24 protein-coding genes are annotated in these 24,692 nt (G+C 71.1%); 5 read left to right on the top strand and 19 right to left on the bottom strand.

Annotation, left to right across the window (positions count from 1 at the left end; translation table 11 throughout):
- Positions 1-142 precede the first annotated feature (142 nt).
- Positions 143-754 carry a helix-turn-helix domain-containing protein gene (locus AB0L64_RS14875; protein WP_363710672.1) on the bottom strand — a complete coding sequence of 204 codons (612 nt, stop codon included), beginning with the start codon at positions 752-754 and terminating at the stop codon, positions 143-145.
- 77 nt (positions 755-831) lie between these two features.
- Here AB0L64_RS14875 and AB0L64_RS14870 point away from each other — a divergent pair, with 77 nt between their 5' ends.
- On the top strand, positions 832-1,467 hold the full coding sequence (locus AB0L64_RS14870; protein WP_363710671.1) for a hypothetical protein: 636 nt from the start codon (positions 832-834) through the stop codon (positions 1,465-1,467).
- A complete protein-coding gene (locus AB0L64_RS14865; RefSeq protein ID WP_363710670.1) occupies positions 1,464-2,612 on the top strand; it encodes a cytochrome P450 in 1,149 nt (382 codons plus the stop codon). Before AB0L64_RS14870 ends, AB0L64_RS14865 begins: the two co-directional genes overlap by 4 nt.
- Here AB0L64_RS14865 and AB0L64_RS14860 read toward each other — a convergent pair.
- From AB0L64_RS14860 to AB0L64_RS14845, 4 genes are all read right to left on the bottom strand, one after another.
- Positions 2,602-3,915, bottom strand: coding sequence for a pitrilysin family protein (locus AB0L64_RS14860; protein WP_363710669.1), 1,314 nt, complete (start codon positions 3,913-3,915; stop codon positions 2,602-2,604). The genes AB0L64_RS14865 and AB0L64_RS14860 overlap by 11 nt on opposite strands.
- A gap of 7 nt (positions 3,916-3,922) precedes the next feature.
- On the bottom strand, positions 3,923-6,133 hold the full coding sequence (locus AB0L64_RS14855) for a polyribonucleotide nucleotidyltransferase (protein WP_363710668.1): 2,211 nt from the start codon (positions 6,131-6,133) through the stop codon (positions 3,923-3,925).
- A gap of 270 nt (positions 6,134-6,403) precedes the next feature.
- Complete coding sequence (gene rpsO / locus AB0L64_RS14850; RefSeq protein WP_344200893.1) at positions 6,404-6,682, bottom strand: 30S ribosomal protein S15; 279 nt, start codon at positions 6,680-6,682, stop codon at positions 6,404-6,406.
- 113 nt (positions 6,683-6,795) lie between these two features.
- Complete coding sequence (locus AB0L64_RS14845; RefSeq protein ID WP_363710667.1) at positions 6,796-7,764, bottom strand: bifunctional riboflavin kinase/FAD synthetase; 969 nt, start codon at positions 7,762-7,764, stop codon at positions 6,796-6,798.
- A gap of 122 nt (positions 7,765-7,886) precedes the next feature.
- On the opposite strand from AB0L64_RS14845, the gene AB0L64_RS14840 reads away from it, so the two are divergent.
- A complete protein-coding gene (locus tag AB0L64_RS14840; RefSeq protein WP_363710666.1) occupies positions 7,887-8,900 on the top strand; it encodes an SGNH/GDSL hydrolase family protein in 1,014 nt (337 codons plus the stop codon).
- 40 nt (positions 8,901-8,940) lie between these two features.
- On the opposite strand, the gene AB0L64_RS14835 is transcribed toward AB0L64_RS14840, so the two are convergent.
- The 9 genes from AB0L64_RS14835 to rimP all read right to left on the bottom strand — a co-directional run bounded on the left by AB0L64_RS14835 (position 8,941) and on the right by rimP (position 18,141).
- Positions 8,941-9,837 (bottom strand): NAD-dependent protein deacetylase, encoded by an 897-nt coding sequence (locus tag AB0L64_RS14835; RefSeq protein ID WP_363710665.1) that lies wholly within the window; start codon positions 9,835-9,837, stop codon positions 8,941-8,943.
- Between the two features lie 22 nt (positions 9,838-9,859).
- The gene (locus AB0L64_RS14830) at positions 9,860-10,717 is read right to left on the bottom strand and encodes an LLM class flavin-dependent oxidoreductase (RefSeq protein ID WP_363710664.1); all 858 of its coding nucleotides are present in this window, start codon (positions 10,715-10,717) and stop codon (positions 9,860-9,862) included.
- 11 nt (positions 10,718-10,728) lie between these two features.
- The gene (locus AB0L64_RS14825; RefSeq protein WP_363710663.1) at positions 10,729-11,499 is read right to left on the bottom strand and encodes a methyltransferase domain-containing protein; all 771 of its coding nucleotides are present in this window, start codon (positions 11,497-11,499) and stop codon (positions 10,729-10,731) included.
- Between the two features lie 21 nt (positions 11,500-11,520).
- Complete coding sequence (truB, locus tag AB0L64_RS14820) at positions 11,521-12,411, bottom strand: tRNA pseudouridine(55) synthase TruB (protein ID WP_363710662.1); 891 nt, start codon at positions 12,409-12,411, stop codon at positions 11,521-11,523.
- Positions 12,412-12,419: 8 nt separating this feature from the next.
- Positions 12,420-12,857 (bottom strand): 30S ribosome-binding factor RbfA, encoded by a 438-nt coding sequence (rbfA, locus tag AB0L64_RS14815; protein ID WP_363710661.1) that lies wholly within the window; start codon positions 12,855-12,857, stop codon positions 12,420-12,422.
- Between the two features lie 108 nt (positions 12,858-12,965).
- Positions 12,966-16,115: a translation initiation factor IF-2 gene (gene infB, locus AB0L64_RS14810; protein WP_363710660.1), complete on the bottom strand. Its 3,150-nt coding sequence runs from the start codon at positions 16,113-16,115 to the stop codon at positions 12,966-12,968.
- 181 nt (positions 16,116-16,296) lie between these two features.
- Entirely contained in the window at positions 16,297-16,590 is a 294-nt protein-coding gene (locus AB0L64_RS14805; protein WP_363710659.1) for a YlxR family protein, read from the bottom strand.
- Between the two features lie 35 nt (positions 16,591-16,625).
- A complete protein-coding gene (nusA, locus tag AB0L64_RS14800; protein ID WP_355689997.1) occupies positions 16,626-17,618 on the bottom strand; it encodes a transcription termination factor NusA in 993 nt (330 codons plus the stop codon).
- A gap of 1 nt (position 17,619) precedes the next feature.
- Positions 17,620-18,141: a ribosome maturation factor RimP gene (rimP, locus tag AB0L64_RS14795; protein WP_363710658.1), complete on the bottom strand. Its 522-nt coding sequence runs from the start codon at positions 18,139-18,141 to the stop codon at positions 17,620-17,622.
- A gap of 152 nt (positions 18,142-18,293) precedes the next feature.
- On the opposite strand from rimP, the gene AB0L64_RS14790 reads away from it, so the two are divergent.
- Both AB0L64_RS14790 and AB0L64_RS14785 read left to right on the top strand, forming a co-directional pair.
- Complete coding sequence (locus AB0L64_RS14790; RefSeq protein WP_363710657.1) at positions 18,294-18,845, top strand: cell division protein FtsK; 552 nt, start codon at positions 18,294-18,296, stop codon at positions 18,843-18,845.
- Positions 18,842-19,255 carry a ferritin-like domain-containing protein gene (locus AB0L64_RS14785; RefSeq protein WP_363710656.1) on the top strand — a complete coding sequence of 138 codons (414 nt, stop codon included), beginning with the start codon at positions 18,842-18,844 and terminating at the stop codon, positions 19,253-19,255. The genes AB0L64_RS14790 and AB0L64_RS14785 overlap by 4 nt, the downstream gene beginning before the upstream one ends.
- 189 nt (positions 19,256-19,444) lie before the next feature.
- Here the strand turns inward: AB0L64_RS14785 and AB0L64_RS14780 are convergent, their stop codons facing one another.
- The 5 genes from AB0L64_RS14780 to hisD form a co-directional block, all read right to left on the bottom strand.
- Entirely contained in the window at positions 19,445-20,836 is a 1,392-nt protein-coding gene (locus AB0L64_RS14780; protein ID WP_363710655.1) for an alkaline phosphatase PhoX, read from the bottom strand.
- Positions 20,837-20,928: 92 nt separating this feature from the next.
- Complete coding sequence (hisH, locus tag AB0L64_RS14775; RefSeq protein WP_359933495.1) at positions 20,929-21,570, bottom strand: imidazole glycerol phosphate synthase subunit HisH; 642 nt, start codon at positions 21,568-21,570, stop codon at positions 20,929-20,931.
- The gene (hisB, locus tag AB0L64_RS14770) at positions 21,567-22,166 is read right to left on the bottom strand and encodes an imidazoleglycerol-phosphate dehydratase HisB (RefSeq protein ID WP_363710654.1); all 600 of its coding nucleotides are present in this window, start codon (positions 22,164-22,166) and stop codon (positions 21,567-21,569) included. The genes hisH and hisB overlap by 4 nt, the downstream gene beginning before the upstream one ends.
- On the bottom strand, positions 22,163-23,281 hold the full coding sequence (locus tag AB0L64_RS14765) for a histidinol-phosphate transaminase (protein WP_363710653.1): 1,119 nt from the start codon (positions 23,279-23,281) through the stop codon (positions 22,163-22,165). The genes hisB and AB0L64_RS14765 overlap by 4 nt, the downstream gene beginning before the upstream one ends.
- A complete protein-coding gene (gene hisD / locus AB0L64_RS14760) occupies positions 23,281-24,606 on the bottom strand; it encodes a histidinol dehydrogenase (protein WP_363710652.1) in 1,326 nt (441 codons plus the stop codon). The genes AB0L64_RS14765 and hisD overlap by 1 nt, the downstream gene beginning before the upstream one ends.
- Between the last annotated feature and the right edge of the window lie 86 nt (positions 24,607-24,692).

Below are 24,692 nucleotides of genomic sequence, written 5' to 3'. Positions count from 1 at the left end.
TCTTCCACGCAGAGCAGGCCGGAGCCGCGCCGGTCGGCGCCGCTCACGTCGGCCGTCAAATGCGTGTCATCCCAGCAAGCGAGCCCAGCCCGTGCATCCAGGGATCCAGTGGCAGATCACGTGTGACGTATCGGGTTTCAACCTAGCTGGCCGGCAGGAGCTGTGTCACCAGTGCGTCCGCGGTCCACGCCTCCCACCGGGCCGGCTCCCAGCCGCGGCGTGCCGTCAGGAAGTGGTACAGCTCAGGGCTGAGCAACGCAAGCGTGACGTCGATCGCCGTCGCACTGTCCTCCCGCAGCGGGGTTTTGGCGGCCAGCGCGGTGACGAACCGCTCCATGACCACGGCCCGCTGGGCGTTGTTGGTCTCCCACAGCTCGTGGATCTCGGGGTCGGCGGTCGCGGCGTGCGCGACGACCTGAAGTACCGGCGCGACCCGTTCGTAGATCTCGCGGGCCAGCCGGGCCTGCTCGCGCAACTGAGCCTCCGGGTCCGGATCGTCGAGTGCGGCCCGCACCCGGGGACGCTCGAGCGTCGGCACCGGCTTGTCGTCGCCGGCGACCGCGACGTCCAGGAGCTCGCTCAGCAGTGCCCGCTTGGTGCCGAACGTGAAGTACAGCGACTGCACCGACATCCCTGCCTCGTCGGCGATCGCCTGCATCGACGTCGCGGCGTACCCGCGGCGGGCGAACAGCACCTGAGCCGCCGCCCGCATCCGCTGCCGGTTCGCCTGGGTCTTGTCCGCTCGTCGCGCCATGGGGAGCAGCATAGCAATTGACTAGAGCATAGCTCTAATGATTCGCTAGTGGCTCACTCTAATGAAATGAGGCGTCCATGACCGAGACCCTTCCGGCACCGACCGGCGTGCGCCGCCAGCTGCGCACCACCGCTCGGCTCACCGCGTTCGCGGGCGGGCCGATCTTCTGGCTCGGGACTTTGCTCCACCCCGCCCGCGACGGCTGGAGCATCGCGGCGGTCGGCGAGCGCTACGGGCTCACGCACGACATCCAGGCCCTCGGCCTCGGGCTGCAGGTCGTCTGCCTCGCGAGCATGATTGCGCTGGGCAACCAGCTGGCCCGGCGCCGGGACCTCCGCGCCTGGTACGCCGCCCTGGCGGGCACCCTGTTCTGGTTCGCGCTGATCATCTTCGACGGCTCGCACAACCCGGTGCGGGCGGAGTACGCGCCCAGCGTGGTGCACCAACCGGCCGATCTCGACACCCCCGCCGCGCTGATCGTGTTCCCGGCGCTGCTCGTCTTCCCGCTGGGCTACGTCTGGCTGGGGCGGATCCTGGCCCGGCACGGTCTGCGGGTGGCGGGTGTGCTGCTCGGCGCCGGAGCCACCGCCTACACGCTCGGCGGTCTCTTCATCTTCACGTCCGGGCCGCGGTTCGGCTTGATCCAGCTCTTCGAGGTCGCCGGCGCGACGCTGTACGCCGTCGGCTACGTCCTGCTCGGACGGCGGGCATGAACGCGACCGAGATCCTCCAGGAGCTGCTCTCCCCCGCCGGCCGGGCCGATCCCTTCCCGCTGTACGCCGCGGTGCACCGCCTGGGCCCGGTGCTGCCGGTGACCGACGACGTGTTCCTGGTCGCGGGATACGCCGCGACCGACGAGGTGCTGCGGAATTCTGCCTTCGAGATCCCGTCCGAGCCTTCGGACCAGCCCGCGCTGCAGCTGATGCAGCGATCGATCCTGCGGGCGAACCCGCCTGATCACGGGCGGATGCGGTCGCTGATCGCGCAGGTCTTCACGCCGCGCCGGGTCGCCACGCTGCGACCGGCGATCGAGGCGGCGGTCGACGGCCTGCTCGACGATCTGCTCGACGACCTTCAGGCCGAGGTCGATTTCATGGACCGGTTCGCGTTCCAGCTCCCGGTCACGGTCATCTGCGAGCTGCTCGGCGTACCGCCGGACGACCGGCATCGCTTCCGGCCGCTTGCCTCCGACCTGACGGCCGCACTGGAGCTCACCGATGCGTCCGACGCCTCCGCCGACGCGGCGGCGCGAGAGTTGGGCGAGTACTTCGCCGGCCGGATCCGCGATCCCGGCGCCGACGGTCTGGTCAGCGCGCTGGTCGCTGCCCGGGATGCAGGCGACGGGCGGCTGTCGGACGAGGAACTGCTCGCCAACCTGATCCTGCTGCTGGTGGCAGGCTTCGAGACCACCACGGACCTGCTCGGCAACGGCCTCGCGATCCTGCTCCGGGAGCCAGGTCTCGTACCGGACGAAGCGTTCGTCGAGGAAGTGCTGCGCTACGACTCGCCCGTGCAGGTCACGACCCGCACCGCCCGCAACGACGCGGAGATCTCCGGCACCGCGATCCCCGCGGGCGCCGGCCTCGTCCTCCTGCTCGGCGCGGCCAACCGCGACCCCCAGCGATTCCCGCAGCCCGACAGGTTCGACCCGTCGCGCACCGGCAACAAGCCGTTGAGCTTCGGCGCCGGTGCGCACATCTGCCTCGGCAACAGCCTGGCCAGGCTCGAAGCCACGATCGCGTTCAGCCGCCTGCGCGAACGGTTCGCAAGCATCACACCGGCCGGCGAACCGGCCCGTCGTGATCGCCTGGTCCTGCGCGGCTACCAGTCCTTGCCGGTACGTCTGCTCAGAGCGTGAAGGCGGTGGTGTCTTCCTGGAAGGGGCCCATGACGGTCAGGGCGGGAGCCCCCTTGTAGAGGTCGGCGGCGAGTTGGCTGACGTCGTCGAGGGTGACCGAGTCGATCCGGTGCAGGATCTCGTCGACGGTGGGGAGTTCGCCGTAGACCAGTTCGGCCTTGGCGATCCGGGTCATCTTGGCCCCGGTGTCCTCCAGGCCCATCACCACCGAGCCGCGCATCTGGCCCTTGCCGCGGAGCAGCTCGTCGGGCGTGATGTTGCCACGGGCAATCGACTCGAGCTCGCTGCGGATCACGTCCAGGACCTCGGGGGCCTTCTTCGGCAGGCAGCCGGCGTACACGCCGACCATGCCCGAGTCGGCGTACGCCGAACCGAACGTGAACACCGAGTACGCCAGGCCGCGCTTCTCCCGCACCTCCTGGAACAGCCGCGACGACATGCCGCCGCCGACGATGCCGTGCAGGACACCGGCGATGTAGCGGCGCTCGTCGCTGCGGACCAGCCCGGGCATCCCGAGCACCAGGTGCGCCTGCTCGACGTCGCGGTGGTGCACCCGCACCCCGCCGTACGTCGGAACGCGCCGGGCGGAACTACGCCGTACGGCGGCGGGCTCGGCCTCGGTGGTCACCCAGTGCCGCTCGAACGCCTTCCGGACCAGCCGGACGACGTCCGCGTGGTCGACGTTGCCGGCCACCGAGACGACGATGTCGGACGGCTTGTAGCGGCGCCGGTACCAGCCCACGACCTGCTGGCGGGACAGCCCGGCGACCGACTCCGGCGTACCGGTGATCGAGCGGCCGAGCGGGGACCTGCCCCACAGCTGCTCCGCGAACAGGTCGTGGATGTGGTCCGACGTCTCGTCGGCGTGCATCGCGATCTCTTCGTCGATGACGTCGCGCTCACTCTCGACGTCCGCGCCGGTGAGGGTGGCGGACGTGATCATGTCGCAGATCACGTCGACCGCGAGCGGCAGGTCGGAGTCCAGCACCCGCGCGTAGTAGCAGGTGTACTCCTTGCCGGTGAACGCGTTCATCTCGCCGCCGACCGCGTCGATCGCGGCGGAGATCTCCAGCGCGTCGCGGCGCTCGGTGCCCTTGAACAGCAGGTGTTCGAGGAAGTGCGTCGCGCCGGCCAGCTGCTCCGGCTCGTCACGGGAGCCGACCCCGACCCACAGGCCGAAGGTGACCGTGCGGAAGCCCGGCACGGACTGGGACAGCACGCGAAGCCCGGAGGGCAGGACGGTCCGTTTCACCGGACCGCCCGCCTCCGGGCTCAGCAGCGTGCTGGTGATCGCTCGAGTCACTCTTCCGTCACTCTGCGGACTCGGCGTCCTTCTTGTCGTCCTCACCCTCGATGACAGGGATCAGCGACAGCTTGCCGCGGTCGTCGATCTCGGCGATCTCGACCTGCAGCTTCTGCCCGACCGACAGCACGTCCTCGACGGCCTCGACGCGCTTGCCACCGGCCAGCGGACGCAGCTTCGAGATGTGCAGCAGGCCGTCCTTGCCCGGCAGCAGGCTGATGAACGCACCGAAGTTGGTCGTCTTCACGACCGTGCCCAGGTAACGCTCGCCCTTCTCCGGCATGGTCGGGTTCGCGATCGCGTTGATCGCGGCCCGGGCGGCCTCGGCCGACGGGCCGTCGGTCGCGCCGATGTACACGGTGCCGTCGTCCTCGATCGAGATGTCGGCGCCGGTGTCCTCGGTGATCTGGTTGATCATCTTGCCCTTCGGGCCGATGACCTCGCCGATCTTGTCGACCGGGACCTTCACCGAGATGACCCGCGGCGCGAACTCGCTCATCTCACCCGGCGCGTCGATGGCCTTGGCCATCACGTCCAGGATCGTCAGCCGCGCGTCCTTGGCCTGCTTCAGCGCGCCCGCGAGGACGCTGGCCGGGATGCCGTCCAGCTTGGTGTCCAACTGCAGCGCGGTGACGAAGTCCTTGGTGCCGGCGACCTTGAAGTCCATGTCGCCGAACGCGTCCTCGGCGCCGAGGATGTCGGTCAGCGCGACGAACTCCTCCTTGCCGTCGACCTCACCGGAGATCAGGCCCATCGCGATACCGGCGACCGGGGCCTTCAGCGGGACACCGGCGTTCAGCAGCGACAGGGTGGAGGCGCAGACCGAGCCCATCGAGGTGGACCCGTTGGAGCCGAGCGCCTCGGAGACCTGGCGGATCGCGTACGGGAAGTCCTCGCGGGACGGCAGCACCGGCACCAGGGCCCGCTCGGCCAGCGCGCCGTGACCGATCTCGCGGCGCTTCGGCGAACCCACCCGGCCGGTCTCACCGGTCGAGTACGGCGGGAAGTTGTAGTTGTGCATGTACCGCTTGCGGGTCTCCGGGGAGAGCGTGTCCAGCTGCTGCTCCATCCGGAGCATGTTCAGCGTGCTGACACCCATGATCTGGGTCTCGCCGCGCTCGAACAGCGCCGAGCCGTGCACCCGCGGGAGCACGCCGACCTGGGCCTTCAGCGGCCGGATGTCGGTCAGGCCGCGGCCGTCGATGCGGACCTTCTCCTTCAGCACCCGCTGCCGGACCAGCTTCTTGGTCAGCGAGCGGAAGGCCGCGGACAGCTCCTTCTCGCGGCCCTCGAAGTCGGCGGCGAGCTTGTCCACCGTGGCGGCCTTGACCGCGTCGGTGGCGTCCTCACGCTCGTGCTTGCCGGCGATCGTCAGCGCCTGCGCCAGCTCCTCGGTCGCGGCGGCCTCGACCGCGGCGAACGCGTCGTCGGCGTAGTCCGGGAAGACCGGGAACTCGGCGGTCGGCTTCGCGGCCCGCCCGGCCAGGTCGGCCTGCGCCTCGACCAGGGTCTTGATGAAGCCCTTGGCGGCCTCCAGGCCCTCGGCGACGATCTCCTCGGTCGGCGCCTGGGTGCCGGAGGCAACGGCCTCGAAGGTGCCCGGGGTGGACTCGGCCTCGACCATCATGATCGCGACGTCACCGGACTCGGTCACCCGGCCGGCGACCACCATGTCGAAGACCGCGTCCTCGAGCTCGGTGTGGGTCGGGAACGCCACCCACTGGCCCTCGATCAGCGCCACGCGGACGCCGCCGATCGGGCCGGAGAACGGCAGGCCGGCCAGCTGCGTCGACATCGAGGCCGCGTTGATCGCGAGCACGTCGTACAGCTTGTCCGGGTTCAGCGCCAGGACCGTGATGACGACCTGGATCTCGTTGCGCAGGCCGGACACGAACGACGGCCGCAGCGGGCGGTCGATCAGCCGGCAGGTCAGGATGGCCTCTTCCGAGGGCCGGCCCTCGCGGCGGAAGAACGAGCCCGGGATGCGCCCGGCGGCGTACATCCGCTCCTCGACGTCGACCGTCAGCGGGAAGAAGTCGAACTGGTCCTTGGGCTTCTTGCTGGCCGTGGTGGCCGAGAGCACCATCGTGTCGCCGTCGAGGTACGCCGCGGCGGAGCCGGCGGCCTGCTGGGCCAGACGGCCCGTCTCGAAGCGGATGGTGCGAGTGCCGAAGCTGCCGTTGTCGAGCACGGCCTCAGCGAATTCGGCGCCCTCCATGGGCGCGCGTGTGGATCCCGACACGGGATACCCCTCTCTCACAGTGTGACGACTGCGAGGCGCGAGCTTCCGGGGTGCCGGTCTTCGATCGAGGCCCGCGGGTGCCTGTTGTGCGTCACCCGAAAGCCACTACCGAGGACCGGTCGTCCTCCCGCCACGCGCTTCGCGTCGCCTCGTACGTCTTGCTGTTCGGTATTCAGTTGTGCCACGCCGGGGCGTGGATACGCCAGGAGCGGCCACCCAGGTTTCGGGGGGCCGCTCCTCGCGACGTCATCGGCGGAGGCCGAGCCGCTCGATCAGGGACCGGTAGCGGTTGATGTCCTTCTTCGCCAGGTAGTTCAGCAGCCGGCGGCGCTGACCGACGAGCAGCAACAGGCCACGACGGCTGTGGTGGTCGTGCTTGTGCTCCTTCAGGTGCTCGGTCAGGTGGCTGATCCGGTGCGTCAGCAGCGCGACCTGGACCTCGGGGGAACCGGTGTCACCCTCGGTCAGGGCGTACTCGCCCATGATCTTCTTCTTCGTAGCAGCGTCAACAGCTGACACAGGCATCCTCTCGATTTCCGTTGCGCGGCGCACCGGGGCATTCTCCACCCGAGCACTCTCGATCCGCGGCCGTTCAGACGGCAGCAGCCAGCGTATCAGTCCGTGGACTGCTCCCCTAATCAGCCCGGATCGGTGCTGAGCAGGCGGCGCGCGCCGTCGACGTCGGCCTTCATCTGGACGAGCAGCTCGTCGATACTGTCGAAACGGATCTGGGTGCCGCGCAGCCGGGCGACGAAATCGATCGCGACTCCTGCGCCGTACAGCTCCAGGTCGTCGCGGTCCAGCACGTACGACTCCACCCGCCGGTCGACGCCGTCGAAGGTCGGATTGCTGCCGACGCTGATCGCCGCGGGCAGCGGATCCGGGTACGCCGGGGCGCCCGGCGCCGGCGTGAGCACGGTCAGCCACCCGGCGTACACGCCGTCCTGCGGGACCGCGGCGCCCGGGTCGGCCGGGATGTTCGCGGTCGGGTAGCCGAGCTCGCGGCCGCGCTTGTCGCCCTCGACCACGACGCCGGTGACCCGCAGCGGCCGGCCGAGCGCCTCGGCGGCGGCCTCCACGTCGCCGTCGGCGAGCTTCTGCCGCACATACGTCGACGACCACGGCTGCTGGGCGCCCGCGAGGCTCAGCCCCTCGACCTGGAAGCCGTACTGCGCTCCCGCCTGGAGGAGCGTGTCGACGTGACCGGCCGCCTTGTGCCCGAACCGGAAGTTCTCACCGACCACGACCGCCTTGGCGCGCAGCGCGGTCACCAGCGTGCGCTCGATGAACTCCTCCGGCGTCCAGTGCGAGACCTCCTTGGTGAACGGGAGGATCAGCACCGCGTCCGCGCCCGCCTCGCCGAGCAGCTCGGCGCGCCGGGCCGGATCGGTGAGCATCAGCGGCGCGCGGTCGGGCCGGAGCACCTGCATCGGGTGCGGGTCGAAGGTCATCGCGACCACCGGCAGGCCGCCCAGCGCGGCCGCCCGCGCGCGGGCGTGCGCGAGCACCTCCTGGTGACCCCGGTGCACGCCGTCGAAGTTGCCGATGGTGACGACCGACGGCCCGAAGTCCGGGCTCACCTCGTCCAATCCGTGCCAGACACGCATGAGAGCAGGATTCCATGCCCCGGGAGGATCGCTTTCATCAGGTCCACGATCACCCCTTGTAATCGGACAGTGACTCAACTTAGGGTGGGCGGCGCACTGGTGGGCCCTGCTGGGGAGGTCTCGTGAAGCTACGCCGTCTGGTCGCCGCCTGCGCGGCACTCACGCTGGTGGTCGGCCTGCCCGCGGCCGGCGCCACCCAGGCCGCCGCGACGCCGCGGTTCACGAAGTACGTCGCGCTCGGCGACTCGTACACGTCGGCCCCGTTCGTCCCGGTGGCCGACCTGCTGTCGCTCGGCTGCGCCCGCTCGTACAGCAACTACCCGAAGATGCTCGCGGCGGCGCTCGGCGTGTGGCGGTTCACCGACGTGAGCTGCGGCGGCGCCGACACCACGAACATGACCCAGCCGCAGAGCACGGTCCTCGGCACCGCGGCGCCCCAGTTCGACGCGCTGACGCCGGACACCGACCTGGTGACGCTCGGGATCGGCGGCAACGACTTCGGCGTCTTCGGCGACATCATCGGCACCTGCCCCGGGCTGCGGGCCTCGGACCCGGCCGGCGCTCCCTGCAAGGCGCACTTCACGGTCGACGGCGTCGACACGCTGCGGGCGAAGATCACCCAGACGCAGACCCGGATCGCGATCGTCGTCCAGGGCATCCGGGCCCGGGCGCCGCAGGCGACGATCGTGCTGGTCGGGTACCCGAAGATCGCGCCGGAGCACGGCACCTGCCCGTCGATTCTGCCGTTCGCCGACGGCGACTACACCTACCTGTACTCGATCGAGCAGGCGCTGAACGCGGCCGTCGCCGGTGCCGCCGCGGCCGGCGGAGCGACGTACGTCGACACCTTCACGCCGTCCACCGGGCACGACGCGTGCGCGCCGGACGGGCAGGCCTGGATCCAGGGCAAGGACATCAACCTGCTGCGAGCGCTGAACTACCACCCGCGCTACGAAGGCGAGGCCGGGATGGCCTCCCTCACCTACAAGACGCTGACCGGCCAGGCGCCGGTCGTGACCGCAGCCGAGCAGTCCGCCTGGGCGGCCAAGGCCCGTGCCTTGGCGAAGCAGGCCGCTGCCTCCCCTCAGGCCCTCGAGGCCTCCACGAACCGCGTACGGACCAGCGCGCAACGCTGACCCTTTCCAATCCGTACCGCGGACCACGGGCCGGGCCACCTCACGCGTGGCTCGGCCCGGTGGTTTCCTCCAGCAGGTCCCCCAGGGCCCTCCCGAGCGGCAGGTTCACCCTGCAGGTCGCATACGGGTCGCCGCGGGTCAGGCCCTGGTTGATGATCAGCACCGGCGTACCCGACTTGGCGGCGTGCCGGACGAAGCGGAACCCGGACATCACCGTGAGCGAGGAACCGAGAACCAGGACGGCGTTCGCGTCGTCGATCAGCCGGTAGCAGCGCTCGACGCGGCTCTTCGGGACGTTCTCCCCGAAGAAGACGACGTCGGGTTTCACGGTGCCGCCGCACACCGTGCACGGGACGACGCTGAACGTGCGGACGACGTCCTCGGGCAGCTCGACGTCGCCGTCGGGGTTGATCCGGGTCGCCTCCGCCGTGAACGCCTGGTTGGCCGCCCGGAGGCGGCGGTCGAGGACCTCGCGCGCCGACGTCGTACCGCAGTCCAGGCAGATCACGCGATCGAGGTTGCCGTGCAGCTCGACGACGTCGCGGGCGCCGGCCGCCTGGTGCAGGCCGTCGACGTTCTGGGTGATGATGCCGCTCAGGTACCCGCGGGCCTGGAGGGCGGCGACGGCACGGTGGCCGTCGTTCGGCGCGGCGCGGGCGATCGTGCGCCAGCCGAGGTGGCTGCGCGCCCAGTACCGCTGCCGGGCGGCCTCGGTCGCGGTGAAGTCGCCGTACGTCATCGGGGTGTGCGTGCGCAGGCTCCCGGTCTCGCCCCGGTAGTCCGGTATCCCCGACTCGGTCGAGATCCCGGCGCCGCTCAGGACGACGACCCGCCCGGCGGCCACGATGTCCGCGACCGGGCCGACATCCGTCCGGCCCGGCTCCAACGCCAGCACTTCCGGGCCCGGGGCCCACTCCAACGTCGGACGAGAACGCACCACTCCAGCGTACGGTGCGGAGTCAGTCGACGCGGGGCGGACCGGCCCTGAGCCGGCGCTCGGCGGCCGCGCGGACCTCGGCCGGGTCCATCGACGACCAGTCCGCGTCGATCCACCAGGTCGCACCCGCGTCGGCCCACGGGCGGACCGTGGCAGCCGGATCCGGGTCGTCGGCGGAGGTGGAGCCTTCGGCAACGATCTCGTACCCGTCCATGCTCAGGCCGTGACCGGCACGCTCGCGGCGGATCCACTCGACGCCTTCCCCCAGGAGCGCCGGTGTCCACTCGCCGCGCTCCTGGCCCGGCGCCACGACGTAGTTGGGCAGCCAGCCGTCCTGGAGCGCGGCCCGGCGCATCGACTTCGGCCGCGGCCAGGCCCCGACCACCCAGGTCGGGATCCGCGGCTGCTGGACCGGCGGCGGCGGTGCGGGCGGCATCAGCGCTGCGACCTTCGCCGAGCGGTAATGCCGGCCGGTGAACTCGAACGGCTGGTCACGCCACAGGTGCTGCAGCATCTGCAGCGACTCGTCCATCAGCTCCGCCCGGACCTTGCGCCCCGGGTCGTCCTCGAACAGCCAGAACCGCTCGTCGCCCGACACGCCCAACCCGACGGCGAGGATCACCCGGCCGCCGCTCAGGTTGTCGACCGTCGACGTCTGTCCCGCCACGTCCCACGGCTTGCGGCGCGGCAGTGGCGTGAGCATCGTCCCCAGCCTGATCCGCTCCGTCGTCATCGCCGCGGCGCCGAGCATCACCCAGGCGTCGATGCCCCAGATCGACTCCCACACGAAGAACCCGTCCCAGCCGTGCTCCTCGGCGAGCACCGCCAGCTCGGCCGCGTCCCGCGCATCGCCGTACGCCATCACGAACCCGTATTTCATGCCACTGCACGCTAACCTGCCGCACCGACAGATTTCGTCGCATGCAGCAGACGGGTGGTGACCTGGCGGGTGGTGAGCAGGTGCGACAGCTTGCGGCCCTGCTCCTCGGACTCGCGCCAGGCCCGGTCGCTCCGGTGCTGCTTCCGCAGCATCTCGTCCACCTGGTCCGCCTTCAGGACCCACTCGGTGGGCGTTGTTCGGTTCGGCGCCTCGGTCAGCGCCCGCAGGGTCAACCCGGCCCCGGCGATCAGGTCCCGCAGCTCGTCCGCCTCCGGGAACTCGTTCCCTTTCGGTACGGCGCTGTGCAACGCAGGATCCGCCACCAGCACGGTCATCCCGAGCGAGCCGCCCGGCCGCAGCACCCGCGCGATCTCGTGCAGCAACACCTGCTTCTCGTGCACCGTGCACAGCACCCCGACGCACCAGGCCACGTCGAACTGCCCGTCGCCGAACGGCAGCGCCTCCCCGCGTGCCCGGACCGCGTCCCACCCGAACATCCGCCGCGCCGCGCGGCAGGCCGCCTCCATCGGCTCGACCAGCGCCGCCCGGGCCCCGTACGTCTGCGCGACCCAGGCGGCCGCTCCGCCCACCCCCGCGCCGACATCGACCAGCGCTGTCTCGGGACCCACGCCACAGGCCTGAGCCAGCCAGTCGAGCACCGCCGGGTCCCCGCTCCCCCGGCAGCCCGCGACGATGGCGTACTCCGGCCCGAGTTCGTCGACGACGTCAGCGGTCCACTCGGCCACCACGCCGAACTCGGCCGTCAGCTCCTCGTGGCTCATGTCTCCCGGTACCCAGGAGCATCAGCTGACGAAGACCGCCGTCGGCTTGGCGAGCGGGCCGTGCGGCTCGTACAGGGCGAGGAACGTGCCGTCGGGGGCGAACATCGCGGTCTGACCGGCCTCCAGGTCGAGGCCCGGCAGCGGACGGCCCGTGCGGATCGCGGCCGACTGCGCCTCGTCCGCGTCGAATCGCGGGAAGGTGCCGGCGGCAACGTCCGCGATCGGCAGCCAGTCGAACGACTTCGCCAGCGACTCCAGCGAATGCGCGGCGGCCAGGCCGAACGAGCCGACCCGGGTGCGCCGCAGCGCGGTCAGGTGACCGCCGACGCCGAGGTCCGCGCCCAAGTCCCGCGCGAGCGCGCGGATGTACGTCCCGCTGGAACAGTCCACCGACACGTCGACGTCGATCCCGTCCGGGGCGACCCGCACGTCCAGCACGTCGTACCGCGAGATGGTCACGGCGCGCGCCTTGAGCGCGACCTCCTCGCCCGCGCGCACCCGCTCGTACGCCCGCTTCCCGTCGACCTTGATCGCGGACACCTTCGACGGCACCTGCGAGATCTCCCCGCGGTACGCCGCGACGGCCGTCGAGATCGCCTCGGCCGTCACGCCGTCGACCGCGGCGGTGGTGAGGATCTCGCCCTCCGCGTCGTCGGTCGTCGTGGTGGCGCCGAGCCGGATCGTCGCGTCGTAGGACTTGTCGGCGAGTTGCAGGTGGCCGAGCAGCCGGGTTGCCCGGTTCAGGCCGACGACCAGGACGCCGGTCGCCATCGGGTCCAGGGTGCCGGCGTGACCGACCTTCCGGGTGCCCGCCAGCCGGCGGATCCGGGCGACGACGGTGTGCGAGGTCATCCCGGCCGGCTTGTCGACGACCACGATCCCGTCCGACGCCGCCGTGAACTCAGAGCTCAACGCCGGCCTCAGTCCTGCTCGTCCTCGTCGTCGTCCTTGTGCTTGTACGGGTCGGCGTCACCGGCCGGCTTCGCGCCCGCGGCGGCCTTGGCCACCTCGGCGTCGGCCGTCCGGGCTTTCTCGAGCAGCTCCTCGATGTGCCCCGCGGTCTCCGGGACAGCGTCCAGGAAGAACGCCACGCTCGGCGTGTGCCGCAGCCCGAGCGCCTTGCCGACCTCGCTGCGGATCAGGCCGCGCGCCGACTCCAGCGCGGCCGCGGTGCTCGCCCGCGCCTGCTCGTCGCCGTACACCGTGTAGAAGACGCTGGCCTCGCGCAGGTCGCCGGTCAGCCGGGCGTCCGTCACCGTGACGAATCCCAGCCGCGGGTCCTTGACCCGGCGCTCGAGCAGCTCCGCGACGAGCACCTGGATCCGGTCGGCCAGCTGCTTCGCCCTTGCTTCACCCATCAGGGCTCACTCCCTCATTCATGAACAACGTCCGGAGAGACCGTGGTCTCTCCGGACGCTACTCCTAGGTGACCCAGGGCCGGGTCACCGCCTGCTGTCATTGCACTGTCAGCTGCGCGGCTTCTCGCGGAGCTCGAACGCCTCGACGACGTCGCCGATCTTGATGTCGTTGAAGTTGTTGATGGTCAGACCGCACTCGAAGCCCTCGCGGACCTCGGACGCGTCGTCCTTGAACCTCTTCAGCGACGACAGCTCGGTGTTGTCGAGGACGACCGAGCCGTCCCGGATCAACCGGACCTTCGCGTTGCGCTTGATCAGGCCGCTGGTCACCCAGCAACCGGCGATGTTGCCCACCTTCGAGGAGCGGAAGATCTCGCGGATCTCCGCCTGGCCGAGGGTGACCTCCTCGTAGATCGGCTTCAGCATGCCCTTCAGCGCGGCCTCGATGTCGTCGATCGCCGAGTAGATGACCGAGTAGTACCGGACATCCACGCCCTCGCGCTCGGCCAGGTCACCGGCCTTGCCCGCCGGCCGCACGTTGAAGCCGATGATGACGGCGTTCGACGCGATGGCCAGGTTGACGTCGTTCTCGTTGATCGCACCGACACCGCGGTCGATGATCCGCAAGGACACCTCGTCGCCGACCTCGATCCGGACCAGGGCGTCTTCCAGCGCCTCGACCGAACCGGACACGTCGCCCTTGAGGATCAGCAGCAGCTCCTGGGTCTCGCCCTTCTCCATCGAGGCCATGAAGTCCTCGAGGGTCCGGCGAACGCGACGCTTGGCGTTGGCGGCCGCCCGCGCACGGGCTTCCCGCTTCTCGGCGATCTGCCGCGCGCGGCGGTCGTCGTCGACCACCAGGAACTTGTCACCCGCTCCCGGCACCGCGGTCAGACCGAGCACCAGGACCGGACGCGACGGAGTCGCCTCCTCGACGCTGTTGCCGTGCTCGTCGAGCATGGCCCGGACCCGGCCGTACGCCGGACCGACCACCATCGAGTCGCCGACCCGGAGCGTGCCGCGCTGCACGAGCACGGTCGCCACCGGACCACGGCCCTTGTCGAGGTTCGCCTCGATCGCGATGCCCTCGGCGTGCATGTGCGGGTTGGCCCGCAGGTCCAGCGCCGCGTCCGCGGTCAGCACGACGCCCTCGAGCAGGCCGTCGATGTTGATCCGGGACTTCGCCGAGACGTCGACGAACATCGTGTCGCCGCCGTACTCCTCGGGCACCAGGCCGTACTCGGTCAGCTGACCGCGCACCTTGGCCGGGTCCGCCGCCGGGACGTCGATCTTGTTCACCGCGACCACGATCGGGACACCCGCCGCGCGGGCGTGGTTCAGCGCCTCGATCGTCTGCGGCATCACGCCGTCGTCGGCCGCGACCACCAGGATGACGATGTCGGTGGCCTGCGCACCACGGGCACGCATGGCGGTGAACGCCTCGTGACCCGGGGTGTCGACGAAGGTGATCGCCCGCTGCTCGCCGTCGACCTCGGTGGTCACCTGGTACGCACCGATGTGCTGGGTGATACCGCCGGCCTCGTCGGCCACGACGTTCGCCATCCGGATCGCGTCCAGCAGCTTCGTCTTACCGTGGTCGACGTGACCCATCACGGTCACCACCGGCGGCCGCGGAGCCAGGTCGCCCTCGTCGCCCTCGTCGTTGCCGAACTCGATGTCGAAGGACTGCAGCAGCTCGCGGTCCTCGTCCTCCGGCGAGACGATCTGGACGTCGTAGTTCAGCTCGGTGCCGAGCAGCTCGAGAGTCTCCTCGTTCACCGACTGGGTCGCGGTCACCATCTCACCGAGGTGGAACAGCACCTGGACCAGCGACGCCGGGTCGACGCCGACCTTCTCGGCGAAGTCCGTCAGGGACGCGCCGCGAGGCAGCTTCACGACCTCGCCGTCACCGTGCTTGACGCGCACGCCGCCGACGGCCGGAGCCTGCATGTTGTCGAATTCCTGGCGCTTGGCCCGCTTCGACTTACGGCCGCGGCGCGCCGGACCGCCCGGACGCCCGAAGGCGCCCTGCGTGCCGCCACGGCCGCGGTTGCCCGGACCCGGACGGCCACCGCCGCCACCGGGCGGGCCGCTGGGGCCGCCGCCACCCGGACGGAAACCGCCGCCACCGCCGCCGCCACCGCTGCGCGGACCGGCACCCGGACCGCCGCCGGGACGACCGCGGCCGCCACCGCCGGGACCGCCGGAGCCGCCACCGGGACGACCGGTGAACGTGCCGGCCGAGGACTTCGGCATCATCGCCGGGTTCGGACGCGGGGCGCCCGGCACACCACCTGAACGCGGACGGTCGCTGCCGCCACGCTCGCCGCCACGCTCACCGCCACGACCCTGCGGCGGACGCGGAGCCATCCCGGCCGGGCTCGGAGCGCCCTGCCGGTCGCCGCCGCCACCACCCGGGCCGGGGCGCGGTCCACCGCGCTGCATGCCCTGGGTCGAGCTGAACGGGTTGTTGCCCGGACGCGGAGCACCCGGACGCGGGCCGCCGCCACCCTGGCCGCCCGGACGAGGCGCACCGGGACGCGGGGCACCCGGACGGGGCGCACCCGGACGCGGGCCGCCGCCCGGACCGCCCGAACCACCCGGACGCGGGCCGGAACCCTGGCCGCCCGGACGCGGGGTCGCACCCGGCGCGGCCGGACGCGGACCCGGACGGGCCGCGGAGTCGCCGCCGGTCCGGCGCGGAGCCGGCGCCGGAGCCGCCTGCGCGGCCGGAGCCTCGAACGACGGGGCCGCCGGGGTCTCCGCCTTCGCCGCCGGAGCGGACTCGGCCGGAGCGGACGCGGCAGGAGCCGGCTCCACCGGAGCGGTCTCCTGGCGCGGACCCGGCTTCGGGCCCGGACGCGGACCCGGCTTGGCACCCGGGGCCGGAACGGACTTGACCGGCGCGGCCTCGGCCGCGGGCGCCTCGGCGGCCGGAGCCGGCTCGGTGCGCACCTCAGCGGCCGGCGCGGGGCGCTCGGCCGGAGCCTTCGGGGTCGCCGGCTGGGCCGGCTTCGGCGCCGGCGCGACCGGTGCGGTCGCCTGCGGCGCGGCAGACGTGCTCGCGGCGGCCTTCTTGGCCGCGCGCTTCTTCGGCGGGTTCTTCTCGAACTCCTCCGCCAACCGCCGAACGACAGGAGCCTCGATGGTCGAGGATGCCGATCGGACGAACTCGCCCATGTCGTTCAGTCTGGTCAGAACGACCTTGCTGGTAACTCCGAGCTCCTTCGCGAGCTCGTAGACCCGGACCTTTGCCACTACTCTCCCTCTGGTCCGAGCCTGGGCGCGGACCGTTAGTTGACGTACGTGCTCATCGCTTTGCACTCATCGGTAGACACTCATCGAGTGGTCATGAGTCGATGACCCGCCTTCATGTCGGTCACGGACGATCCGGTCGGACCGCCGCGGACGGCCTGCCGGCCGCCATTTGCACTGCTTCTTACTTATCACGCTGCGCGACGTGGTCCCGCAGCCCGGTCACGTCGAGCGGCCCCGGGACCCGGAAGGCCCGTGGGAACGCCTTGCGCCGGACGGCGAGGTCGAAGCACTCGGTCGTGGGGTGCAGGTGCGCCCCGCGTCCGGGTGCCCGGTGCCCGGGATCCGGAAGGACGAGCCCTCCGGAAACCGTCATCCGCAGCAGGTCAGCCGGACCGGATCGCTTCCGGCACCCGATGCAGGTGCGCTCCCGAGGCTTGCCTGGGCGCGCGTCTGCCGTCTCTGTCACGTGTTTCATGGGTGTGGTTGCGACTCAGTCGACCGACCGAGAGATCAGTCTACCTTCTCGCTCTCGGCAGTCACATCGGTATCCGGGCGGATGTCGATCCGCCAGCCGGTGAGACGGGCGGCCAGGCGGGCGTTCTGCCCCTCCTTGCCGATCGCGAGCGACAACTGGTAGTCGGGTACGACGACGCGCGCCGCACGGGCCGCGGCGTCGACCACCTCGACAGACGTAACCTGCGCCGGGGACAGCGCATTCCCGACGAACGTCGCCGGATCGTCGCTGTGGTCGATGATGTCGATCTTCTCACCGTGCAGCTCGTGCATGATGTTGCGCACCCGCTGGCCCATCGGCCCGATGCAGGCGCCCTTGCCGTTCACCGACGGGTTCAGAGTCCGGACCGCGATCTTGGTCCGGTGACCAGCCTCACGGGCGATCGCGGTGATCTCGACGGTGCCGTCGGCGATCTCCGGGACCTCCAGCGCGAACAGCTTCTTCACCAGGTTCGGGTGGGTGCGGCTGACGGTGATCTGCGGGCCCTTGAAGCCCTTCCGGACGCCGACGACGTACACCCGCAGGCGGGAGCCGTGCTCGTACTTCTCCCCCGGCACCTGCTCGGGCGCCGGCAGCACGGCCTCGATCTTGCCGAGGTCGACCATCACCGAGCGCGGGTCGCGGCCCTGCTGGACGACGCCGGAGACGATGTCGCCCTCCTTGCCGGAGAACTCGCCGTACCGGACCTCGTCCTCGGCGTCGCGCAGCCGCTGCAGGATGATCTGCTTGGCCGTGGTGGCCGCGATCCGGCCGAAGTCGGCCGGAGTGTCGTCGTACTCCCGGGCCAGGGTGCCGTCCTCGGCGAGCTCGCGGGCGAAGACGGTCACGTGCCCGGTCTTGCGGTCCAGCTCGGCGCGGGCGTGCTGCTGCGCGCCCTCGGTGCGGTGGTACGCGACCAGCAGCGCCTGCTCGATCGCCTCGACGACCACGTCCAGGGAGATGTCCTTCTCCCGTTCCAGCGACCGCAGCACGGCCATGTCGATGTCCATGTCAGTTCTCCTCCACCGTGCCGTCGGCAGGTGTTTCTGGTTCGTCGTTGCCGGCAGCCCGGTTGAACTCGATCTGGACCTTGGCCTTGGCCACGTCGGCGTAGGCGACACTCTGCCGCTTGCCGTCGACGTCCAGTTCGGCCGCCTCGTCGGAGGCGGACTTGATCCGGCCTGTCACTTTGCCGCCCGCGGTCAGCGTGACCGCGACCAGCCGGCCGGTGTTGCGGCGCCAGTGCCGGGGCAGGGTGAGCGGGCGGTCGACGCCGGGGCTGGAGACCTCCAGCGTGTAGGCGCCCTCGCCCATGATGTCGTCGGCGTCGAGCGCCTTGGAGACGGCCCGGGTGACCTCGGCGACGTCGTCGAGACTGATGCCGCCGTCCCGGTCGACCAGGACGCGCAGCAGGCGGCGGCGCCCGGCCGGGGTGATGTCCGCGGCCTCCAGGTCGCAGCCGAACTGCTCGACGATCGGCCGCAGGAAGTTCTCGAGGCTCGTGGTGTCCGTGTGGTCAGTCCGTCGGCTCACAGTTTGACCTGCCTCTCTCTCCAGTTGTGCACCCGTCACCGCCCCGGCGGTCGCGCCAAGGGCAGTAGCCCACCATATCCGGCCGACGCCCCGATCCCTGTCACCGCCTCGTCCCAGGCGGTCGTGGGCGCGTCACCAGGTATCGTTCCGCCGTGCCTGAACGCCGCCTGAGCCGACGTACCGTCTTCGTGACCGCTGCCCTCGTACCGGGCGCGGCCGCGCTGAGCGGCTGCAAGGACGACCCTGCCGCCGGGGCCGGTACGCCGGGTGCCGTGAACGGCAAGCCGTCGACGTCGCAGGGACCGGCGGAGGAGACGCCAACCGTCGATCCAGCGGTCGTCGCGGCTCTCAGCGGCGCTGCGACCCTGGTGACTCAATTGTCCCAGCTCTACGCAACCGCCGCCCGCAGGTTCCCCGCGCTGCGGGCCCAGCTCGCCGCCGGCGCGAAGTACCACGTGAGCCACCTGGCGAAACTCAAGGAGACCCAGGGCGTGGCCGCGCAGGCGACGAAGACCGCGGTCCCGGCGAGTTCGCAGGCCGCGCTGGCCGCGATCGCCAAGCAGGAGAAGGCCGCCGCCGTCGCCCACGCGGCAGCCGCGGCCAAGCTGTCCGGCGCGCCCGCTCGCCTGCTCGCCGAGATCGCCGCCGCCGAGACCCAGTTGGGCACGACCCTGGCCCCCGCCAAGAAGAAGGACAACACGTGAACCAGGTGGAAGCCCTCCAGGCGGCCCTCGCGGGTGAGCATGCGGCGCTGTACGGCGTCGGCGTGGCCGGGGGCAAGCTGAGCGGCGCCCGGTTCCGCGCGGCGAACGACACGTTCGAGAGTCACCGCGACAATCGCGACCGCCTGAGCGCGCTGCTGGTCGCCGCCGGTGAGACCCCGGTCGCGGCCGAACCGGCGTACGACCTTCCCCTCGCGGTCAACACCGCCGCCACCGCGAGCGCGCTGATCCTGATCATCGAGCGCCGGATCGCGGCGGTGTACGGCGACCTCGTGGAGGCCGCCGAACAACCGGCCGTCCGCGCGTTCGCGATCGAGAGTCTGCTCGCGGTCGCCGCCAGCCAACTCACCTGGGGCGGCGCGCCGGTCGCCTTCCCCGGCGCGACGCCCTAGCCCGGCCCGAACCGCGCGCACCGCCACAACCCACCGGCCAACCGCACCATCGAACACGAGGGCTCTCCACGCGTGTTGGGGGTTCTCCGGTGGTATACGAGCGAAGAACCCCCAACGGGGACGGATATCCCCTCGTGTGACTGGCCTGCAGGCGGCAGGACACAGGTGGGCGGGTGGGGTGGAGGGCAGTTAGCGCCGCCGGCGCCAGGGGCCGGTGATGGCGTAGGTGATGCCGGGGTTGTAGACGTTGAAGAACATCGTTCGGCCGTCGGCGGAGAAGCCGACACCGGACAGTTCGCCGTACTCCGGGTCCTCCGGCGTGCCGAGGTTGACGCGGTTCCGGGCGAACTTGAAGACCTCGCCGTCCTCCGTGGTGCCGAGGATGTGCTGCTCGCCGAGGCCGTCCTCGCACATCATCAGCCCGCCGTACGGCGACATCGTGATGTTGTCCGGGGCGTCGAACTCGGGGTCGTCGGAGCCCGGCTTCGGACGGGTGAAGATCACCTCGAGACGGAGCGTGCGCTTCCGCGGGTCCAGCTTCCACACCTGGCCGTCGTGGTCGACCTTCGGGCCGAGCTCGGTCCGCGCGAACGACGACACGAAGTACACGCAGCGGTCCAGGTCGCCCCACCAGCAGCCCTCGAGCTTGTAGCCGCCGGTGATCGGCTTGGCGTAGTCCTGCGCGCGGACCGACTCGGTCTTCGCCAGCGGATCCGGCACCGTCACCCACTGGACGTCGTGGAACTCCGCACCCGCCTCCTGGACCACCGAGAGGTCCGGCAGGCCCGGGACGTGCATCGCCTGCAGCTCGCCGCCGGCCCGCAGCGAACCCCAGCCGCCGCGCGGCCGGTTCGGCAGGAAGCGGTAGAAGCCGCCGAGCGGGGCGACGAACGCGTCCTCGGTCTCGTAGACGATCCCGGTCCGCGGGTCGATCGCGACCGCCTCGTGCTGGAAACGGCCCATCGCGGTCAGCGCGAACGGGCTGACGTTGCGGCGGTCGTCGTACGGGTCGACCTCGAAGATGAAGCCGTGGTCCTTCGTGTAGCCGCTCTGACCGGCCTTCAGCTCGGTCTCCTCGCAGGTCAGCCAGGTACGCCAGGGCGTGGGACCGCCGGAGCAGTTGATCGCCGTACCGCCGAGGCTGACGAACTCCTTGGAGGCCGCATTGTGCCGATCGACCGCCAGCGTGCTGGTGCCGCCCGCGGCGGCCGGGTCGTACGTCCGCTCGGCCGGCGCGACGACCTTGATCTTCGAGGTCGGGCTGCACTCGTGGTTGCGGACGAGGCGGGAGCCGCCGTCGCGGTCCGGGAACACGCCCATTCCGTCGAAGCGGCTCGGCGTCGGGAGTCCGTCCGGCCGGACGGTGCCCTCGCGGGACAGGATCTTGTAGCTGAACCCGCGCGGCAGGTCGAGCATGCCGTCCGGGTCCTCGATCAGCGGGCCGTAGCCGATCTTCGGGCCGGACGTACCAAGTGCCGGCTGCGCCGTGTACAGCGCGTCGACCGAACCGGCCACACTGACCGCGACACCCGCCGCGGCCGCACGGCCGACGAACTGACGCCTGGACAAAGAACTGGTCATGGGGCGGTCTCCCTAGCTCGACGACAAGCAGTGGTGACCAGTGAACGTACGGTAAACAACAACCCAACGGCAAGTGAACGCGTGTCACTCATTCACAGCGAGCGGACCCAGTTCTCCAGCAGCGTCGCGCCGGCGTCGCCGGACTTCTCCGGGTGGAACTGGGTGGCCGACAGCGGGCCGTTCTCGACCGCGGCGACGAACCTGTCCCCGCCGTACGTCGTCCAGGTGACGCGCGGCGTGACGGACTCGCGGGTGTCGGTCAGCTCCCAACTCCGCACGCCGTACGAGTGCACGAAGTAGAACCGCTCCTTCTCCAGCCCGTCGAAGAGCGTCGTGCCGGACGGTACGTCGACCGTGTTCCAGCCCATGTGCGGGACCGGCTCCCCGTCCACCGGCTGGAGGCGCTCGACGGTGCCGGGCCACTGCTCGCAGCCCTCGGTCTCGACGCCGTGCTCGATGCCGCGGGTGAACAGGATCTGCATGCCGACGCAGATCCCGAGCACCGGACGGCCGCCGGTCAGCCGCCGGTCGACCGCGACGTCGCCGCGGACCGCCTTCAGCCCGGTCATACACGCCTCGAAGGCGCCGACGCCCGGCACCAGCAGACCGTCGGCGTCGCACGCCGCGTCGAAGTCCGCGGTCACGGTGACGTCCGCGCCGACCCGCCGCAGCGCGCGCTCCCCCGACCGGATGTTGCCCGAGCCGTAGTCCAGGAGCACGACCTTCTTGCTCACAGAGCACCCTTGGTGGACGGGATGCCCGGCTGCCGCGGGTCGAGCTCGGCAGCGGCCCGGAGCGCGCGGGCGAAGGCCTTGAACTGCGCCTCGACGATGTGGTGCGGGTCGCGGCCGGACAGCACCCGGATGTGCACGCAGATCGCGGCGTTGAAGGCCAGCGTCTCGAAGACGTGCTGGGTCAGCGAACCGGCGTAGTCGCCGCCGATGATCGCGTACACCTGCCCGTCCGGCTCGCCGGTGTGCACGCAGTACGGACGGCCGGACAGGTCGACGGTGCAGTGCACCAGCGCCTCGTCCAGCGGCACGGTCGCGTCGCCGAAGCGGCGGATCCCGCGCTTGTCGCCGAGGGCTTCCTTGAGCGCCTGCCCGATCCCGATCGCGGTGTCCTCGACCGTGTGGTGCGCGTCGATCTCCAGGTCGCCGACCGTGTTCACGTGCAGGTCCAGCAGCGCGTGCTTGGCGAGCGCGTTGAGCATGTGGTCGTAGAAGCCGACCCCCGTGGAGATGTCCGCCCGGCCCTCGCCGTCGAGGTTCAGCTCGACGAGGACCTTCGACTCGCTCGTCTCCCGATCAACCCGCGCAGTGCGGCTCATGACAACCTTCCTACGTCGCTCTTGAGGATGCGCTCCAGCGAGGCGCGGAACGCGGCCATCTCCTCGCCGGTGCCGATCGACACCCGCAGCCAGCCGTCCGGGCCGGTCTCCCGGATCAGGACGCCGTCGTCGAGCAGCGCCTGCCAGACCGCGTGCCGGTCCGCGAACGTGCCGAACAGGACGAAGTTGGCGTCCGAGTCGACCGCGCGCAGCCCGAGCGACCGCAACCAGTCGACGGTCTCGTCGCGCTCGACGCGCAACTGCTCGACCCGGCCGAGCAGCTCGTCGGAGTGCCGCAGGGCGGCCCGCGCGACCGCCTGGGTCACGGCGGACAGGTGGTACGGCAGCCGGACGATCCGCAGCGCGTCCACGAACTGCTTGCTGGCGGCAAGGTACCCGACCCGGCCGCCGGCCATCGCGAACGCCTTCGACATCGTCCGGGCGACGGCGAGATTCGGGTACGACGGCAGCAGGCTGACCGCGCTCGGCGTCCCGGTGCGGCGGAACTCGGCATACGCCTCGTCGACCACCACGACCGCGCCGTGCGCGGCGGCGTGCGCGACGATCGCCTCGGTCACGTCGATCGGCAGCGCCGTCCCGGTCGGGTTGTTCGGCGAGGCGAGCAGCACGACCGACGGGCGGTGCCGGGAGATCGCGGCGATCGCCTTGCTCCGGTCGAGCGTGAAGTCCTCGGCCCGGCGGCCGGTGACCCAGGCGGTGTTCGTGTCCCGCGCGTACTCCGGGTACATCGAGTAGGTCGGCGCGAACGACAACGCCGTGCGGCCGGGGCCGCCGAACGCCTGCAGGACGTGCAGCATCACCTCGTTGGACCCGTTCGCCGCCCAGAGCTGCTCGGGCTCCAGGTGCGCCCCGGACTCGCGGGCCAGGTACGCCGCGAGGTCCGCGCGCAGCCCGAGGAACTCGCGGTCGGGGTACCGGTTCATGCCGCGAGCGGCCTCGGTCACCGCGGCGGCGATGTCGGCGACGGTCGCCTCGCTCGCCGGATACGGGTTCTCGTTGACGTTCAGCAGCACCGGGACGTCGAGCTGCGGGGCGCCGTACGGCTCGAAGCTCTTGAGCTCCTCGCGGATCGGCAGCCCGTCGAAGCGGCCCATCACTGCTCCTCGGGGAATCGGACGGAGACCGCGGCGCCGTGGCCGGGCAGGTCCTCGGCGTCGGCGAGCGTGACCACGTGACCGGCGACCTCGCGCAGCGCGTCGCGCGAGTAGTTCACGACGTGCACCGCCTTGAGGAAGCTGCGCACCGACAGGCCGGACGAGTGGCACGCGCAGCCGGCCGTCGGGAGCACGTGGTTCGACCCGGCGCAGTAGTCGCCGAGCGACACCGGCGACCAACTGCCGACGAAGATCGCTCCGGCATTGGTGATCAGGCCGGCCCGCTCCTCGGCGTCCGCGGTCTGGATCTCCAGGTGCTCGGCGGCATACGCGTCGACGACCGCGGTGCCCTGCTCGAGGTCGTCGACGAGCACGACGGCGGACTGCTGACCGGACAGCGCCTCGGTGACGCGGTCCCGGTGCTTGGTCCGCGCGACCTGGAGCGGCAGCTCGGCCTCGACCGCCTCGGCGAGCGACTCGCTCGGGGTGACCAGCACACTGGCCGCCATCGGGTCGTGCTCGGCCTGGCTGATCAGGTCGGCGGCGACGTGCTTGGGGTCAGCGGTCGCATCGGCCAGGACCGCGATCTCGGTCGGTCCGGCCTCGGAGTCGATGCCGACCTCACCGAGCAGGTTGCGCTTGGCGGCGACGACGTAGATGTTGCCCGGGCCTGTGATCAGGTTGACCTTCTTGCAGCCCTCGAAGCCGTACGCGAAACCGGCGATCGCCTGGGCGCCGCCCATCGCATACACCTCCTCGATCCCGAGGAGCGCGCACACCGCGAGCACGGTCGGGTGCGGCAGCCCGCCATAATCCTTCTGGGGCGGCGAGGCGACGGCGAGCGACGGCACGCCGGCGACCTGGGCCGGTACGACGTTCATCACGACGCTCGACGCCAGCGGCGCGCGGCCGCCTGGCACGTAGAGACCCACGCGCTGGACCGGGACGAACCGCTGCGTCACCCGCCCGCCCGGTGCGGGCTCGGAGGTGACATCGGCGGTGAGCTCGTCCTGGCTGACCTCGCGGACGCGGCGGATCGACTCCTCGAAGGCACTGCGCACCTGCGGGTCGAGCTCCTCCAGCGCGGACTTCAGCGCCGCGGCCGGGACCCGGATGTCCTCGACGCGCACATGGTCGAACGTCTCACCGTAGTCCCGGATCGCCTCGAGGCCGCGATGGCGGACGTCCAGGCAGATGGGTCGGACGACGTCGAGAGCCTTCTCGACGTCGAACACGGCTCGGGGAACGAGGGCATTCACTTCGGCTTGGAGGTCGGAGACCTCTCCGGCCGCCACTCGGCCCCGCAGGTCGACGCGGCGAATCATGGGAGTCAGTCTAGTGGTCACGCCCCGCACCCCCGACGCCATATCCACAGGCCGGCCGGTCACCACAGGTGATCAGGGGCAGCGAT

The organism is Kribbella sp. NPDC051936 (genome assembly GCF_040680955.1).
Taxonomy (GTDB): Bacteria; Actinomycetota; Actinomycetes; order Propionibacteriales; family Kribbellaceae; genus Kribbella.
The sequence above is the reverse complement of the archived record's forward strand: the minus strand, read 5'-3'. Positions and strand labels throughout refer to the sequence as shown.

What these genes read in the sequence shown, in the direction of transcription:
- AB0L64_RS14875 (WP_363710672.1), bottom strand. Translation starts at nt 754, where the DNA reads ATGGCGCGACGAGCGGACAAGACCCAGGCGAACCGGCAGCGGATGCGG.
- AB0L64_RS14870 (WP_363710671.1), top strand. Translation starts at nt 832, where the DNA reads ATGACCGAGACCCTTCCGGCACCGACCGGCGTGCGCCGCCAGCTGCGC.
- AB0L64_RS14865 (WP_363710670.1), top strand. Translation starts at nt 1,464, where the DNA reads ATGAACGCGACCGAGATCCTCCAGGAGCTGCTCTCCCCCGCCGGCCGG.
- AB0L64_RS14855 (WP_363710668.1), bottom strand. Translation starts at nt 6,133, where the DNA reads ATGGAGGGCGCCGAATTCGCTGAGGCCGTGCTCGACAACGGCAGCTTC.
- rpsO (WP_344200893.1), bottom strand. Translation starts at nt 6,682, where the DNA reads ATGCCTGTGTCAGCTGTTGACGCTGCTACGAAGAAGAAGATCATGGGC.
- AB0L64_RS14845 (WP_363710667.1), bottom strand. Translation starts at nt 7,764, where the DNA reads ATGCGTGTCTGGCACGGATTGGACGAGGTGAGCCCGGACTTCGGGCCG.
- AB0L64_RS14830 (WP_363710664.1), bottom strand. Translation starts at nt 10,717, where the DNA reads ATGAAATACGGGTTCGTGATGGCGTACGGCGATGCGCGGGACGCGGCC.
- AB0L64_RS14825 (WP_363710663.1), bottom strand. Translation starts at nt 11,499, where the DNA reads ATGAGCCACGAGGAGCTGACGGCCGAGTTCGGCGTGGTGGCCGAGTGG.
- rbfA (WP_363710661.1), bottom strand. Translation starts at nt 12,857, where the DNA reads ATGGGTGAAGCAAGGGCGAAGCAGCTGGCCGACCGGATCCAGGTGCTC.
- AB0L64_RS14805 (WP_363710659.1), bottom strand. Translation starts at nt 16,590, where the DNA reads ATGAAACACGTGACAGAGACGGCAGACGCGCGCCCAGGCAAGCCTCGG.
- nusA (WP_355689997.1), bottom strand. Translation starts at nt 17,618, where the DNA reads ATGGACATCGACATGGCCGTGCTGCGGTCGCTGGAACGGGAGAAGGAC.
- AB0L64_RS14780 (WP_363710655.1), bottom strand. Translation starts at nt 20,836, where the DNA reads ATGACCAGTTCTTTGTCCAGGCGTCAGTTCGTCGGCCGTGCGGCCGCG.
- hisB (WP_363710654.1), bottom strand. Translation starts at nt 22,166, where the DNA reads ATGAGCCGCACTGCGCGGGTTGATCGGGAGACGAGCGAGTCGAAGGTC.
- AB0L64_RS14765 (WP_363710653.1), bottom strand. Translation starts at nt 23,281, where the DNA reads ATGGGCCGCTTCGACGGGCTGCCGATCCGCGAGGAGCTCAAGAGCTTC.
- hisD (WP_363710652.1), bottom strand. Translation starts at nt 24,606, where the DNA reads ATGATTCGCCGCGTCGACCTGCGGGGCCGAGTGGCGGCCGGAGAGGTC.